The organism is Alteromonas sp. AWJ4_197, assembly GCF_056160285.1.
Window position 1 is genome coordinate 282250 of sequence record NZ_JBSWWW010000005.1, and the last position, 16231, is coordinate 298480.

Sequence of the window (16231 nt, forward strand, 5' to 3'; positions counted from 1 at the left end):
GCCCATACCGTTTTTTTTATGTCTTTGATTCAATCGCTTTACTCCGGCCTGTCGTATCACTCGTAACAAGGCGTATTTAAGAACACTTTTGCAGGAACCGGATATGACAGGGAAAGAGAAACACGAAGACGAGCGTCATGTTGACTCGCCGCTTACTAAGGAAGAAGAACAGGATGTGCGTGATCACCAGAGTCTGAGTTCAGTTTCTCTGTATGCGGTAATTCACCGGGAGGGGCTTGAAGAGCTTGAGCGGCCGGGTATGTCGCTGTGGTGGTCCGGTGTGGCTGCCGGCATTGGCATATCAACCTCAGTACTTGCAGAGGGCATTCTGCATACGGTGTTTGAAGGTTCAGACTACCAGTTTGCGCTGGAGAACTTCGGGTATACCGTCGGTTTTGTTCTTGTGATCATGGGCCGGCTGCAACTGTTTACTGAAAATACTCTCACTGTCATTTTACCGCTGCTTAACCACCGCTCTCTCGCCATGCTTGGCTGCACCGCAAGGTTGTGGGCTATCGTGTTTGCCGCCAACATGGCGGGTACATTACTGGCCGCGACGTTAATGTATCAGTTACATACCGTGCCGGCGGAATACATTGAGGGGATGAACGCTATTTCAAGACATTATGTGGAGCTGGAATTCGGGCAGGCCTTTTCCTACGGGGTCATTTCAGGTTTCATTATTGCCGGTATTGTCTGGATGAAACCGTCGGTGCAGAGTGCGGCTTTCTTCGTCATCGTTATGTTTACTTATCTCATTGCTATGGGGAATTTCACCCACGTGATTGCCGGGTCTACGGAATTGTTCCTGCTTGCGATGCAGGGGGAAGTCACACTGTACCAACTCTGCTCGCTGATTTTTGCCACGCTGCTGGGGAATATTGCCGGCGGGACAGGGTTATTTGCCATGCTGGCTCACGGGCAGGTCGCCCACGAAATCGATTAAGGCGGAAAGCGGTCTGTCAGTGCATCAAACAAAGACTGATGAGCGGGAACCGGAATGTGATGCGCTGCAGCTTTCTGTAACAGGTATCCGGTAATCGCGCCGGTTTCCAGCGGGCGGCCGTGAGCACCGTCCTGATGCATACTGGAGTAGTTAGCCGCTGTGGCCCCGGCAACCCGTAATACACGGTTTTTCACAACATCTGCACTTTCCTTGTAACCGCAAGCCTGCATGACCAGGCTGGTTTCGCGACATAACGATGAAATCACTGCGTCATATGCCGGCTCCAGAAGTTGCCCGTTTCGGATGTTATGCAGTGCCGTGAGCGGATTAATCACCAGATTGACAGACAACTTCTGCCAGAGAGCCAGGGCAATATTGTCGCAGCGTGTTACCGGCGGAAATGCCTGCTCAAGGATATGAAACACTTTTTCATCCGCACTGTCATTCCTGTTTTGTCCTGCTGCCGGGCCTGCCAGCGTTTCACCAAAACCGGTATGGCGCACAGCGTTCTGCTGACGCAGAGCGCCGTGGCTGGTGGTTGCCTGATAAAGTCTCACAGAAGGCAAAACAGAACGAAAGATCTCATCTCCTCCCATACCGTTTTGCAGCAGCAAGGCCGGCGTATTATTCGTGAAAAGGTGAGACCACTGTGTCAACGCTTCTTTCAGTTGATAAACCTTCACAGGAATAACAATCAGATCGAACAGGATATCCACCGGACCGTCAGGAGTAATAATGGCGTCAGGCAAGGAAACCGTGCTGTCATTTTGCAATGTCACCGTTTTTACGGTGGTCTGTCGCGCACCAGAGCGGGGCTGTCTCACTGCACGGGTGACATCAAAGCCGGCTTTCAGTGCCTTTGCAGCAAAGAGTGAACCTACAGCGCCGCTGCCTATAACACAGAGCCTGACTGACATTACCGGCTCTTTATTTCCGGCAGGGTGAAAGATGGCCAGGGCAGTGACCGGTTGTCCGGTTGTTCCGCAAGCCAGCCGGAAAATGCCTCAGAGACAAAGCGCGAGCCTTCCTCAGGCGTACAGGTGATGCTGAAATTCTCGCCGTTATAGCAAAAGTGTAATTGCCACGCGTGCAGATATACCCGGTCAGCCTCTTTGCCGCCATATAACGTGTCACCCAGAATAGGCGCACCCAGACTTTTCATGGCAACACGAATCTGATGGGTTTTCCCGGTAAGCGGTTTAACCAGCGCAATGCGTCCGGTTTCAGCCCGGTGATAACTGAAGAACTGGGTGACAGCGGGGTTGTCACGGGTTTTCATCAGCACATGCTGTCCACGGCGCCGGTTTTTCATATCACCGGCTATGGTGCCCTGTTTCTTCGCCGGTTTTCCCGACAGGATGGCCAGATAATATTTCTGTATGTCACGACCGGCAAACAGTCCGCTTAACTGTGCGGCTGCAGAAGCATTACGGGCGATCAACAGGCAGCCCGAAGTCACAGTATCGAGACGGTGACATAAGTAAAGCTGCTGTTCACCAGTGAGTGCCCGGACTGCATGTATTACGCCCAGCGCGTCATCGTGCATAGGCATGCCGACAGGTTTATGAATGACATAGAAGTCGGGATGTTCAAAACACATCCCGACAGAGGTTGCGGGGCTATCCACGGATCAGGTTCAGTGCGGTATCGTAATCAAGTTCGTCAATGGCATCGCGCAGGGTTTGTTGTAATGCCGGATCCGGCGTGGTGGCGGCCAGCCAGCTGTCCAATTGGTCCTGTGCAATAAATTCACTTTGTTCCAGCGCCTGAATAAAGGCTGCAGGCGCCTGACCGGTTTGCGGAGCAGAAGCCGGGGATTCAGCGGTACCGGCGGTGGCTACAGCAGGCTCGCTGTCCTGATGACCGGCTGCCGGCGCATTCATAGCGGCTTCTGCGGCTTGCAGGTCGTCAAGCAAGGCCGGATTAGCCTGTAATGTTGCGATAGCGTCCAGGGTAACAACCACTGTTTGCTTGAGGGCGGGGAGGGAAGCCGGCACCGTTTCCTGCGCTTTAAGCTCGTTTTCTGCTTCTTTACAGGTCAGGTGAAGCTGGTTAATCCCCAGATTACTCGATACCCCTTTGATGGTATGAATATACACTCTGGCTTCCTGCCAGTCACAGTTATCGAGTAAAGTTTGAAGTTTATCTGAGGCGTGCTGGTATTCGTCGGCAAACTTTTGCAAAAGTCGCAGAAACAGCGTTTTATTCCCACTTAACTGAGAAAGGCCAAATTCGAGATTGATTATCTTTTCGGCAGAATCCATACAGTCTCTCCAGGTGTTTACACCAGTGTATTTCATTAATAAATAAATTGATACAAAGGGGTTAAGGAGACCTGGGCTTTCTGAGCCAAATTCTGGTAGTCTCAGTAACAATCTGTATTCTGTTCCGGCACAACGGGGCAGACCTGTTTAAGACGGATTGTCTTAGCAGTGACGAACTTACAATGAAAAAAGGAAGCCTGATGGCGTTATCTCTGGCCACAAAAGTTTTAGTGTGTGCGAGCGTTGCAGTGTCATTAAGCGGATGTCAGTCTCAGAAGCCTGCTGAGCAGACAACCGTTGCGGTGCAGGAGCAGCAAGTCCATATCCCTTACGAAAAATATACGCTGGATAACGGTCTTACCGTTATTTTGCATGAGGACCATTCCGATCCACTGGTACACGTGGATGTGACGTATCACGTAGGCAGTGCGCGGGAAGATGCCGGTAAGTCCGGCTTTGCCCACTTCTTCGAACACATGATGTTCCAGGGCTCAGAGCATGTTGCTGATGAAGAACACTTCAGGATCATCACTGAAGCCGGCGGTACTCTTAACGGGACCACCAATACAGACCGGACCAACTACTTTGAAAGTGTACCGGCTAATCAGCTTGAAAAAGTACTGTGGCTTGAAGCCGACCGCATGGGCTTTTTGCTGCCGGCGGTAAATCAGACGAAGTTTGAGAACCAGCGCGATACCGTGAAAAATGAGCGGGCGCAGCGGGTGGATAATCAACCCTACGGATTGCGGTCTGAGAAAAATGGTGAAGCCCTGTATCCGGCAGGCCATCCTTATTCCTGGTCTACCATCGGCTATGTGGAAGATCTAGACCGTGTTGATGTCAACGATCTGAAAGCCTTCTTTAAACGCTGGTATGGCCCTAACAATGCCGTGCTGACCATTGGTGGCGACATAGATGTTGCGCAGACCAGAGCGTGGGTGGAAAAATATTTTGGCCCGGTGCCCCGTGGTCCTGAGGTGGCAGATCCTGAACCTCAGCCGGTAACCCTGACGGAAGACCGGTACGTGACGGTAGAAGACAAAGTGCATCTGCCTTTACTGCAAATTACGTTTCCAACGGTTTACGCCAGACACCCTGATGAAGCGCCCCTTGATGTACTCGCTGACATTCTCGGCGGCGGTAAAACATCGCTGTTCTATAAAAACCTGGTGAAAGAAGGCGTCGCGGTTCAGGCGGGTGTTTCTCACCCCTGTCGTGAACTGGCCTGCGAGTTTCAGTTACTGGCACTGGCGAACCCGCAGAAGGTAGAAAAGCTTGCTACGCTGAACACGCTGGTTGATGAAACACTGACAGAGTTTGAAAGCCGCGGCGTTAATGAAGATGATCTTCAGCGCACCAAAGGCGGGATTGAAGCATCAACCATTTTCGGTCTGCAAAGTGTATCGGGTAAAGTCAGTGCCCTGTCCGGCGGAGAAACCTTTTACGGCCAACCTGACCTGGTTCAGGCTGATCTTGACCGTTACCGTAACGTGACAGCAGAAGATGTTATGCGGGTTTACCGTCAGTATATTAAAGGCAAGCATGCTGTGACCGTGTCTGTGGTACCCAAAGGACATCCGGAAATGGCGGCTGCCCCGCAAAACTTCACGCTTCCGCCCCGTAGTATTCCCGGACCTGATGAGTCTGCCGGTGACGTGATGACGGCGGAAATTAAAGATTCGTTTGACCGGACAGTGGTACCGGAAGCGGGTCCTGCGCCGACGGTGCATGTGCCTGAGTTCTGGAAAACCAAGCTTGCGCCGGGTATCGATATGCTCGGTGTAACCAGCGCAGAAACGCCAACGGTGACACTGACGCTGAATCTGGAAGGCGGCATGCTGCTCGACCCGCAGGATAAGGCCGGTCTGGCTTATCTCACAGCTGCGATGATGAATGAATCAACGGAAAATTATTCCAACGAAGCGTTATCAAATGAACTGGCGAAACTGGGCAGCTCGGTGAGCTTCAGTGCGTCCGGCCGTTACACCCAGGTATCAGTATCGTCGCTGACAAAGAATCTGGATGAAACCATGGCACTGGTGCAGGAAAAGCTGTTTCATCCTGCATTCAATGAAGACGATTTCAACCGGCTGAAAGCCCGCATGGCGCAGAGTCTGCAGCAAAGTATGCGTAATCCGGATTACCTGGCAAACCGTGCAAAAGAAAAAGTACTGTACGGAGAAGAAAACCGGGTAAGTCTGCCGGCCTCCGGTACCCTTGAAACACTGGCTAATATCGAACTGGCTGACATTAAAGACTTCTACAGCAAGTACTACACGCCGTCCCATGCCACCATTGTGGCAGTCAGTGATTTAACGCAGATCCAGATGGCTTCTGCTTTATCATTCCTGTCAACGTGGCAGCCTGCGGACTACACCATTCCTGTGTTCAGCGATTTTCCTGAGTATGATAAAACACAGATCTTCGTTGTAGATAATCCTCAGGCCGTACAGTCGGTGGTATATCTGGTGAAACGGGCGCTGACCTTCGATGCAACCGGCGATTACTTTTTAGCACGATTGATGAATTTCCCGCTGGGCGGAGCATTTAACAGCCGCATTAATCTAAATTTGCGGGAAGATAAGGGATATACCTACGGTGCGTCCACGTCTTTCATTGGCGGTAAAACCTTGGGCTGGTTTGAAGCCCATGCAAATGTGACAGCGGCGAATACCGCTGACTCCATCAAAGAAATGATGAAAGAAATTAAGCTGTACAGAGAGCAGGGCATGACGGAAGAAGAACTCCGCTTCATGCAGAACGCCTTTACGCTCAGTGATGCGCTGGAATACGAAACGCCGAACAGCAAGGTAGCATTTCTGCGTCAACTGCTGGCCTACGATCTGGCAGATGATTACCGTGAAACCCAGACCAGCCTTATCAGGAATATGACAACGGACAGGTTGAATGCTGTGGCGCAGCGGGAATTGAATTTGGACGAGATGCAAATTATTGTGGTAGGCGATGCTGAGACACTGGCGCCACAGCTTGCTACACTGGATTTGCCCGTTGTCCCGCTGTCACTGAATTAATTTTTATTGAAATTTGAGGGTTACGCCCCACATCGTGGTGCTGACCCTCCTCTATGGATGAATACATTGACCTCATCAGAGCCAACTTTCTCCCGTCGCCTTGCGGCGATGAACGCGACTGCGTTTTCAAGTGCACTAAAAGACATTAAACATGGCGTCGAACGTGAAGGCCTCCGTATACAGTCCAATGGCCGGCTGGCGGAAACAGCCCATCCTCAGGCTCTGGGTTCGGCACTGACCCACGAGTGTATCACTACCGACTTTTCTGAAGCCTTGCTGGAATTTATTACACCGCCGGTGGCAGACAGTCAGGTAACAGAAACCCAGCTAAGGGATATACACAAATTCGCCAGCGAAAATATGAACGGCGAAATGTTGTGGCCCATGAGCATGCCGTGTTTCATTGACGATGAAAATAAAATTCAGCTGGCTTATTACGGTGAATCTAACGTTGCACAAATGAAGCGCGTGTACCGTATGGGACTTAAAAATCGCTATGGCAGTATGATGCAGGCGATTTCCGGTGTGCATTTTAACTTTTCATTGCCGGATACATTCTGGCAGGCGTGGGCAGAACTCAACGGTGTAGAATATTCTCAGGATCAGGTTTCTGCTGATTATTTCTCGCTGATCCGTAATTACCGTCGTTTCTGCTGGTTATTGCCGTATCTGTACGGGGCATCGCCGGCGCTGTGTCAGTCCTTCCTGAAAGGGAAGCCGACGACGCTGAATTTTGAAAAAGTGGGTAAAGGTACGGTTTATCTACCTTATGCGACCTCTTTGCGTATGAGCGATCTGGGTTACACCAACTCAGAGCAGTCAGCTTTACAAATTTGCTATAACCACATCGATACCTATGTGGAAAAGCTTCGTAGTGCCATGTACACGCCGTCTTCACGGTTCGGCCAGTTTGCCGCCGGTGAGGGCGGGCATTTTCAGCAGTTATCTAAGAATATTCTGCAGATTGAAAATGAACTGTATTCTCCCATTCGTCCCAAGCAGCCCACGCGTTCCATGGAAAAACCTACCGATGCCCTTGTGCGCCGCGGTGTTAACTATGTGGAAGTGCGGGTACTGGATGTGAATCCTTTCTCGCCTGTGGGCATTGACAAAGGCCAGATGGATTTCCTCGATGTCTTCATGCTTTCTTGCCTGCTGACAGACAGCCCTGAAATGACGGCAGAGGAGCTCACCGTTTGCAGGGAGAATATGGATAAAGTGGTTCTGGAAGGACGTAATCCTGACCTGATGCTGGAAAACAAAGACGGCAGTGTTGCCTTCCGCGAATGGTGTGAAGGGCTGTTTGCTGTATTTGAGCAAACGGCAAAAGTGCTTGATAACGCCAACGGAACATCGGCTTACAGCGATGCTGTCAAAGCTGAGTGGCAAAAAGTACTTAATGCTGATGAAACGCCATCCGGTAAAATTCTGGCAACGTTGCTTGAAAATGATATGGATAATGGCGTACTGGGGCTTAATCTGGCTAAGCAGTACGCGGAAGCCTTTAAAGGCTATGAATATCTGCACTATGATTTGAAAGCATTTGAAAAAATGGCCGCTGATTCACTGGCTGCGCAGCACGCTGTTGAGGCGACGGATGAAGTACCTTTTGCAGATTTTATTGCCGGTTATTTCGCAGAACCGATGGCTACACGGGACAGCTGAAGCCTGAATTGACCTTGCCGGGGATAAAAAAATGCCTGGCAAGGGGGCCAGGCATAAGAATGTTCCAGGGAAACACACACATTTATTACCAGAACACTTATTAAGACAGCGGGCAGTGAGAAAGTTCAACAATTCACAACGATTTTTTGCAGGTGCCGGAATTGTACTGCTTTTAAGTGGTATCACCGGTTGTGCCACGTCGCCTCCTCAGGACACCAGTAACATTTGCGAAATCTTTTACGAAAAAGAAGACTGGTATGATGCGGCCGCTGATGCCCGCGATAAATGGGGCGTGCCAATCCATGTTCCTATGGCAATCATGTATCAGGAAAGCTCATTCCGGCATGATGCACTGCCACCAAAAGATTATGTATTTTTTGGTCTTATTCCATGGGGGCGGGTCAGTTCCGCTTACGGATATTCTCAGGCGAAAACGGTTACCTGGTCTGACTATGTCAACGAAACCGGCAACAGCTGGGCGGACCGGGATGATTTTGATGATGCCATGGATTTCATGGGCTGGTTTATTTCCAAGTCATATAAAATTAATGGTGTATCAAAGTGGGACGGCTATGCCCAGTACCTGAATTACCATGAAGGGTGGGGCGGGTATAAACGCCGTACCTACAACAGTAAGCCCTGGCTGAAAAAGGTGGCCGGAACGGTTAAAGCGCGCTCATTGCGTTATGCTACCCAGTTAAAAACCTGCGAAGAAGACTTGCAGAAAAGCTGGTTTTGGAAACTGTTCACATAATGATGATGTGACTGCGTAAGGGGCTGGCATTCTTGATGTGAAAGTACCGGACGCGGCAGTGTTTTCAATACGAAGGACTCAATACGAAGGTTACCGGGAGAGAAAAGAAGTAGGCAGGCGCACCACACACCTGCCTACAATCGACGCTAAGCCAAGACCGTTAATCACCCAACGTCGAACAGGCAGGATTAATATAGTGTAAATGATAATGATTTGCAATAGCGTTTTGTGAATTAATTTCTATTTTTCTTAAAAGCCCCTTTTTGACCTGCTTGATCTGCATCAAGGGCCTCTTCTGCATCGACTGTTCCCATTGATTCAGATCACAGATTTACCTGCCCTGGCCATGCACACTAACACTGTAAAAAGTTATCTATGTTAGGGAGTAATCAGATGTGGCTAACCATGCTTAAAGACCCTGTAGTATGGGGTTCACTTCTTGGAATTTTCATCGTTGTTTTGATGATGTGTTATTACACGTGGCTGTTTATGCACAACAGCGCGGGACCGGATAAATAGTTTGTTATTGTTTACTGAGGCCCGGATCAAGGGTTTCGATAAGCACCAGTAACGCGCCTTGCCCGCCATACTCCAGGGGAGCCTGGTGAAACGCTTTGACATGGGGGTGTTGAACCAGGTAGTGAGGCAAGGCGTTTTTTAGTACGCCGGAACCGATGCCATGCACAATGGCAACACAGTCAATAAGCTCCTTGCGCGCGGTGTAAATGAGTGCGGATAATTCCAGCTTTACGTTTTCGCGGTTCAAACCGTGTAAATCCAGTACCAGCTCAGGATAAAAATCCCCCCGCCGTAATCGCTTCAAACTGTGTGTCGGTTCATTTTCGCGGCAATACCGCATAGGGCCCAGATGGGGCAGGCTGGCCTGATAGACATCTGAAAAGGCAAAACTGGCATCCAGCAGCTTTTGCTGACGGCTGTCCGGGCGGGTGGCGGAATGCAGGCGCTTCGCCGGCACATGACGGCGTTTATGCACAATTTTGTCCTGTGACAGCGGCTTTATACCACTTACCGCTTCCCGGAATAATGACATGTCATTGTCGTCGTCTTCCGGTTTCCACTGATCAGCCAACCATTTTCTCCTGTCTGTTTTAACCTGTGTTCATCTGCACGTCTGTTATCGCGCAATTTGTGTTGGGTGTCATTGCGAGTTTCGGTATGATACCAGCTTTATTTCTGGCGATGTACCACACTCCATGACCGATAAGATTTATTTAGACGAAGCCATCCGTGAACTGCACACCATGCTGGACATGGTGAGATGGTCTGTGAGCCGTTTTAACGATGCACACCTGTACTACGGGCATGGCACTGATAACAGCTGGGATGAAGCTGTTTGCCTGGTAATGCATGCTCTGCATTTGCCACAGGATATTACATCGCAAACCGGTGACGGCTTATTTTCAGCCCGTCTTACCACTTCAGAAAAAGAGAAAGTTGCAGATTTAGTCTTAAAGCGGGTACAAACACGCATGCCGTTGCCGTATATTACCCGTGAGGCATGGTTCTGCGACATGCCTTTTTACGTTGACGAAAGAGTGTTGATCCCCCGTTCACCGTTTGCCGAATTGATCAAAGACCGCTTTTCCGCTTATCTGTCATCTGAGCCGGCCAGTATTCTGGACATGTGCACAGGTGGGGGTTGTATTGCTATTGCGCTGGCCCATACATTTCCTGAAGCTCAGGTGGATGCTGTGGATATTTCCCACGACGCCCTGGAAGTGGCAGATTTCAATATTCAGGAACATCAGTTGGGCGACCGTGTTTTCCCCATTCATTCAGACTTATTTACCAGTCTGGAAGGGCAGCGGTACGACTTAATCGTGTCGAACCCGCCTTATGTCGATGAAGAAGACATGAATGATTTGCCGGACGAATATCAGCATGAGCCTGAATTAGCCCTTGCGGCAGGAGAAGATGGTCTGGATCTGGTTGAGCAGATGCTGAAGCAGGCACCGGTGTATTTAAAAGAAAATGGCTGGATGCTGGTGGAAGTTGGCAACAGTCAGGTGCATATGGCTGAACGTTTTGCCGGGTTAAACGTGGAATGGGTAGCACTTCAACACGGCGGACACGGTATTTTTGCCGTCTCCCGTGCGTCTTTGGTTTCATATCTTAACGGGAAGGAAAGTTAATACAGATGTCTGGTAATAGCTTTGGAAAATTATTCACTGTCACCACATTCGGTGAAAGCCACGGGATTGCAATAGGTGGCGTGGTTGATGGCTGTCCTCCGGGACTGGAAATCTCAGAAGCCGATCTGCAGGTTGATTTAGATCGCAGAAAACCCGGCACTTCCCGTTACACCACCGCCCGCCGGGAAGGTGATGAGGTACAAATTTTATCGGGTGTGTTTGAAGGTAAAACCACCGGTACCAGCATTGGCCTGTTGATCCAGAATACCGATCAGCGCAGTGGTGACTATTCCAATATCAAAGACCGTTTCCGTCCCGGTCATGCGGATTACACCTATCATCAAAAATACGGCACGCGGGACTACCGTGGTGGTGGCCGCTCTTCTGCCCGTGAAACAGCTATTCGTGTTGCGGCAGGCGGTATTGCCAAGAAATTCCTGAAAGAGAGCTGCGGCATCGAAATTCATGGCTATCTTTCCCAGCTTGGACCGGTAAAAGTGGAGACCGTTGATCACAGCGTGACAAACACCAATCCGTTTTTCTGTCCTGACGAAAGTAAGCTGGACGAATTAGACCAGTACATGCGTGACCTGAAAAAATCAGGCGACTCTATCGGTGCGAAAGTCTCGGTAGTGGCGACGGGAATGCCTGTAGGGTTAGGCGAGCCGGTTTTCGACCGCCTCGATGCTGACATTGCCAGTGCCATGATGGGCATTAACGCGGTGAAAGGCGTTGAGATTGGTGATGGTTTCGGTGTGATAGAACAAAAGGGTAGTGAACACCGCGATACACTGACACCAGATGGCTTCAGCAGCAACCACGCCGGTGGTGTGCTGGGTGGTATTTCCAGTGGCCAGGATCTGGTTGTGCACATGGCGCTTAAGCCAACGTCCAGTATTTCAGTGCCCGGTAAAACCATTGATGTGGACGGCAACGAAATCGATATCGTGACGAAAGGTCGCCATGACCCGTGCGTAGGTATCCGTGCTGTGCCCATTGCTGAAGCAATGCTGGCGATTGTGTTAATGGATCACGTGCTGCGCCACCGCGCACAGAATGCCGGTATCACGTCCGGCACCCCTGTCATTCCGGGCAACTCTGCGAAATAAGCGCCTCTCTTTGAACAATTCTAATCTGTGGTGCGTGTTATGAATGCTCATTCGCGCACCAATATCATTCTGCTTGCGGTTACCTACTGGTTGTATTTTGGTCAGCTTGGTGTACTCACGCCTTATTTAGGCATTTTTCTTGATGGCCGCGGGTTTACCTCGTCAGACATCGGTGAATTGTGGGCAGTGATTACCTTATCCCGTATTGTCGGTCCGTCTCTGTGGGCCAGTGTGGCGGACAAAACCGGTAAAGCGGTAAATGTTGTCCGCCTGGGTTGCCTGTTGTCTGTGGTGTGTTTTACATCTGTATTCTGGTTTAGCAGTTTCTGGGGACTCACGCTGGCTTTCGGGTTAATGATGATGTTCTGGACGGCGGTGTTGCCTCAACTTGAGGTGATCACCATTCAGTCAGTAAAACCCACCCGGATAAGTTATGGCCAGGTTCGTCTGTGGGGCAGTATCGGTTTTATAGTACTTACTGTGTCCACAGGAAAAGCGCTGGATATCTTTTCCTCAGAGGCGCCGGTGTATGCCAGTTTATTTGTGCTGGCCGGGTTATTTCTGGCTTCTCTGTTTATTCGTCAGCCGGACAAAGTGCCGTATAAGGATGAAGAAACCGGTACGCTGTGGCAAATTGCCCGCAACAGAACCTTTTTGTTATTTCTGGCCTCCGCCGCTTTATTGCAGGTAAGTTTTGGGGCTTATTACGGGTTCTTTGCTTTGTACATGCGTGATCTCGATTACAGCGGTCAGCAAACCGGTATGCTCATCGCCATTGGCGTTGTGGCTGAAATCGGTATTTTCCTTATCGCCCGCAGACTGATTGCCAGAGTGGGTGTATGGCAGTTGTTATTGTGGTGTATGGTGTTAACAGCAGGCAGATGGTACGCACTGGCGGCGTGGGCAGAGCACGGCGTGGTTGTGGTGATCAGTCAGCTTATTCATGCGCTCAGCTTTGGCCTGGCGCATGTTACTGCTATGCACTTCATCACGCACTTTTTTCCGTCCCGTTTCCAGAGTCGCGGTCAGGCCCTGTACGTCAGTATTGCTTTCGGTATGGGCGGAGCGCTGGGCAACTATGTGGCCGGTCAGCTGTGGGACCAGGGAGTTCATGCTTATCAAACCTTTGCCTTTGCTGCCGGTGCGGCATTCCTGGGCGCTGTTTGTCTGCTGTTCTGCCATCGTCCGACAATTAATACACAGGGCGCATCCTAGCGTCCCTGTGCTTTTTTGCCACTTTCCCCGTTGATGACAATTTGTTGCATTTAAAATAGCCATACACGTTGAAATACGTCTGCAAATCCGTCAGTGTAGATTGCACCTGGCGGTGAATTCTGTGTCATTCTGACTTTTATCATCGCCGTATTTTCTGGCAAGGGAGTGCATATGAAAAGGGTTTTTGTTTTACTGCTGGCTTTCGCTGCGTGGGGCGTCTGTGCACAGGATTTTGACAGTGCAAAACTGGACAAATACTTCGCGTTACTGGAAAAAGAAGACAAGGCGATGCTGAGTGTAGCGATTGTTGATGGCGGTGAGCCCGTTTATCAACGCTCCATTGGCTTTGCTGATGTCGCCTCTGGCCGTAAAGCCGGAGCGGATACGCAGTATCGCGTGGGCTCGATCACCAAAGTGTTTACCGCAGTGATGATTTTTCAATTAATTGAAGAAGAAAAACTGAGCCTTGATACACCCCTCTCCACGTTCTTCCCAGATATTAAAAATGCCGGTGTTATCACTATCGGCATGTTGCTGAGTCATCGCAGCGGCCTGCACAATTTCACAAATTTACCGGCATACCGCTCATACATGACATCTCCCCGGAGTAAGACTGAGATGCTGTCTGTGTTTGAAGCGCTGGACGCTGATTTCCCGCCAGGTACAGACACCCGTTATTCCAATACTGGTTATGTTTTGCTGGGGTATATCATTGAAGAGCTGGGGAACGACAGTTATGCCAGCCAGCTGCAAAGCCGTATTGTCAAAAAGGCGGGATTAAAGCGTACGGCTTACGGTGATGCCATTGACGTTGAGCAGGGGCAGGCTAATTCGTATTACTATGACGGTGGCTGGCAGCCGGCTACCGAAACAAACATGAGTGTGCCTCATGGTGCCGGTGCAGTTATTTCCACGCCCACAGACGTAGCGACATTCCTGACGGCATTGTTTGAAGGCAAATTAGTATCATCGTCATCACTGGCTATGATGAAGAGGGTGCAGAAAGGGTTGGGCCACGGGTTGTTTCCGTTTCCTTTCTACGAAAGAACCTTGTGGGGCCACAATGGCAGCATTGACGGCTTTGCCTCTCAGTCCGGCTATTTTGAGATGGGGAACGTAGGGTTTGCCTTAACTGCAAACGGCGTGAATTACACGCTAAATGAAATCAGTGTTGCGGTGCTGAGTATTTACTTCGGACTGCCCTATGAGTTACCGGATTTTTCAAAAGAACCTGTGACCCTAAGTGAGTCGCAACTGTCCACTTACGAGGGCACATACAGCTCGGATGCTATTCCTCTTAAAATCACGCTGACGGTTAAAGACGGGATATTAATGGCGCAAGCCACAGGCCAGAATGCCTTTCCGCTGACAGCGTTTTCACCAACGGAGTTTCAGTTTGAGCCTGCCGGTATTGTGATGATGTTCAAATCGTCCGGTAAAGAAAAGGAGAAGCCCGCCTTTGACTTATTGCAGGGCGGCGGGAAATATTCATTCGTCAGAGAGTAAGGTTCGCCGGGTATCTGCAGATTAAGCGCGGCAGGCAGACTGTCATCAGCCTGCTGCAGGCGCATATCAGGCGGCGTTAGCGGGGCGGGTGCAGCTGGCAATCACCTCAGCACCTTCCGGTCCGTCCTGTTCTAAAAATACATCAAATTTCCACAGACGGAATAAATGCCGCATGACTTCCTCTTTCGATTCTGCCAGCGGAATGCCCCGTTGCGGAATGTACCGCAGCGTCAGGGAGCGGTCGCCCCGGACATCTACGTTGTATACCTGAATATTGGGTTCCAGGTTACTCAGGTTGTACTGAGCAGACAATTTCTCGCGGATCTTCAAATATCCCTGTTCATCATGAATGGCACTGACACTGACAAAATTATCGCGTGCATCATCTTCAATGGCGAACAGCTTAAAGTCCCGTATGAGCTTGGGAGATAAAAACTGGCTGATGAAACTTTCATCTTTAAAGTTATGCATGGCAAAATGCACCGTTTCAAGCCAGTCTTTTCCGGCAACATCCGGTAAGTAGTATTTATCCTCCGCCGTGGGGTTCTGGCACACTCGTTTGATGTCCATGAACATATTGAAACCCAGGGCATAAGGGTTAATTCCGGAATAGTAAGGGCTGTTATATTCAGGCTGCATTACCACGCCGCTGTGGCTGTGCAGAAATTCCATCATAAAGCGGTCAGTGACCAGTCCTTCATCGTACATCTGATTCAGAATATGATAGTGCCAGAAGCAAGCCCAGCCTTCGTTCATTACCTGAGTTTGTTTTTGCGGATAAAAATACTGGGAGACTTTACGCACAATTCTCACCAGTTCCCGCTGCCAGGGCTCAAGCAGGGGGGCATTTTTCTCTATAAAATAAAGCAGGTTTTCCTGAGGTTCTGACGGAAAACGCTGTTGTTTCGGTTTTTCACTGGCGTGGGCATCGGGCAGGGTGCGCCAGAGTTCATTAACCTGAGATTGCAGATATTTCTCCCGCTGCTCCTGTCTGGCCTGTTCTTCCTGCATGGATATTTTTTGCGGGCGTTTGTACCTGTCTACACCGTAATTCATCAGGGCGTGGCAGGAGTCCAGAATACTCTCTACTTCATCGGTGCCATAGCGTTGCTCGCATTTGGCGATGTAGTTTTTGGCAAACACCAGGTAATCGATAATAGAGCTGGCATCCGTCCACGTCTGGAACAGATAGTTGCCTTTAAAAAAGGAATTATGACCGTAACAGGCATGGGCCATGACCAGTGCCTGCATGGTGATGGTATTTTCTTCCATCAAATACGCAATGCAAGGGTCGGAATTGATAACAATTTCATAGGCCAGTCCCATCTGGCCGCGACGATAATTTTGCTCGGTTTGAATGAATTTTTTGCCAAAAGACCAGTGCGCATAATTAATGGGCATACCGATGCTGGCATAGGCATCCATCATTTGCTCAGCAGTAATAACCTCAATTTGATTCGGGTAAGTATCCAGTTTGAAGTTTTTGGCGATACGATCGATATGGCTTTCATACTGCTCAAGCATATCGAAAGTCCAGTCCGGACCGTCACTCAAAGGGGTCTTAGCCCGCTTCGTCGTTTTTGCCAT

14 protein-coding genes are annotated in these 16231 nt (G+C 50.0%); 9 read left to right on the forward strand and 5 right to left on the reverse strand.

Going from position 1 to position 16231, the window contains the following annotated elements:
- The first annotated feature begins 103 nt into the window (after positions 1-103).
- The gene (locus ACXAGC_RS12950) at positions 104-946 is read left to right on the forward strand and encodes a formate/nitrite transporter family protein (RefSeq protein ID WP_303575305.1); all 843 of its coding nucleotides are present in this window, start codon (positions 104-106) and stop codon (positions 944-946) included.
- Here ACXAGC_RS12950 and ACXAGC_RS12955 read toward each other — a convergent pair.
- The 3 genes from ACXAGC_RS12955 to ACXAGC_RS12965 are packed head-to-tail and all read right to left on the reverse strand — an operon-like array spanning position 943 to position 3210.
- Complete coding sequence (locus tag ACXAGC_RS12955) at positions 943-1863, reverse strand: ketopantoate reductase family protein (RefSeq protein WP_474844723.1); 921 nt, start codon at positions 1861-1863, stop codon at positions 943-945. The genes ACXAGC_RS12950 and ACXAGC_RS12955 overlap by 4 nt on opposite strands.
- A complete protein-coding gene (locus tag ACXAGC_RS12960) occupies positions 1863-2573 on the reverse strand; it encodes a TIGR01621 family pseudouridine synthase (protein WP_474844724.1) in 711 nt (236 codons plus the stop codon). Before ACXAGC_RS12960 ends, ACXAGC_RS12955 begins: the two co-directional genes overlap by 1 nt.
- Entirely contained in the window at positions 2566-3210 is a 645-nt protein-coding gene (locus ACXAGC_RS12965) for an Hpt domain-containing protein (protein WP_474844725.1), read from the reverse strand. Before ACXAGC_RS12965 ends, ACXAGC_RS12960 begins: the two co-directional genes overlap by 8 nt.
- Before the next feature lie 200 nt (positions 3211-3410).
- Between ACXAGC_RS12965 and ACXAGC_RS12970 the strand changes: the two genes are divergently transcribed.
- The 4 genes from ACXAGC_RS12970 (at position 3411) to ACXAGC_RS12985 (ending at position 9180) form a co-directional block, all read left to right on the forward strand.
- Positions 3411-6242 carry a M16 family metallopeptidase gene (locus tag ACXAGC_RS12970; RefSeq protein WP_474844846.1) on the forward strand — a complete coding sequence of 944 codons (2832 nt, stop codon included), beginning with the start codon at positions 3411-3413 and terminating at the stop codon, positions 6240-6242.
- A gap of 66 nt (positions 6243-6308) precedes the next feature.
- On the forward strand, positions 6309-7907 hold the full coding sequence (gene gshA, locus ACXAGC_RS12975; protein ID WP_474844847.1) for a glutamate--cysteine ligase: 1599 nt from the start codon (positions 6309-6311) through the stop codon (positions 7905-7907).
- Positions 7908-8067: 160 nt separating this feature from the next.
- The gene (locus tag ACXAGC_RS12980) at positions 8068-8661 is read left to right on the forward strand and encodes a transglycosylase SLT domain-containing protein (RefSeq protein ID WP_181013666.1); all 594 of its coding nucleotides are present in this window, start codon (positions 8068-8070) and stop codon (positions 8659-8661) included.
- Between the two features lie 405 nt (positions 8662-9066).
- The gene (locus ACXAGC_RS12985) at positions 9067-9180 is read left to right on the forward strand and encodes a DUF3149 domain-containing protein (RefSeq protein ID WP_442858453.1); all 114 of its coding nucleotides are present in this window, start codon (positions 9067-9069) and stop codon (positions 9178-9180) included.
- Positions 9181-9184: 4 nt separating this feature from the next.
- Here ACXAGC_RS12985 and smrB read toward each other — a convergent pair whose 3' ends face one another.
- A complete protein-coding gene (gene smrB, locus ACXAGC_RS12990; RefSeq protein WP_474844726.1) occupies positions 9185-9751 on the reverse strand; it encodes an endonuclease SmrB in 567 nt (188 codons plus the stop codon).
- Positions 9752-9875: 124 nt separating this feature from the next.
- Between smrB and prmB the strand changes: the two genes are divergently transcribed.
- The 4 genes from prmB (at position 9876) to ACXAGC_RS13010 (ending at position 14644) form a co-directional block, all read left to right on the forward strand.
- Positions 9876-10814, forward strand: a complete 939-nt coding sequence (prmB, locus tag ACXAGC_RS12995; protein ID WP_119500664.1) for a 50S ribosomal protein L3 N(5)-glutamine methyltransferase — start codon at positions 9876-9878, stop codon at positions 10812-10814.
- 5 nt (positions 10815-10819) lie between these two features.
- Positions 10820-11923 (forward strand): chorismate synthase, encoded by a 1104-nt coding sequence (gene aroC, locus ACXAGC_RS13000; RefSeq protein WP_474844727.1) that lies wholly within the window; start codon positions 10820-10822, stop codon positions 11921-11923.
- Between the two features lie 39 nt (positions 11924-11962).
- Positions 11963-13138: an MFS transporter gene (locus ACXAGC_RS13005; protein ID WP_474844728.1), complete on the forward strand. Its 1176-nt coding sequence runs from the start codon at positions 11963-11965 to the stop codon at positions 13136-13138.
- Positions 13139-13309: 171 nt separating this feature from the next.
- Positions 13310-14644: a serine hydrolase domain-containing protein gene (locus ACXAGC_RS13010; protein ID WP_474844729.1), complete on the forward strand. Its 1335-nt coding sequence runs from the start codon at positions 13310-13312 to the stop codon at positions 14642-14644.
- Between the two features lie 66 nt (positions 14645-14710).
- Here ACXAGC_RS13010 and ACXAGC_RS13015 read toward each other — a convergent pair whose 3' ends face one another.
- The gene (locus ACXAGC_RS13015) at positions 14711-16231 is read right to left on the reverse strand and encodes a SpoVR family protein (protein ID WP_303575295.1); all 1521 of its coding nucleotides are present in this window, start codon (positions 16229-16231) and stop codon (positions 14711-14713) included.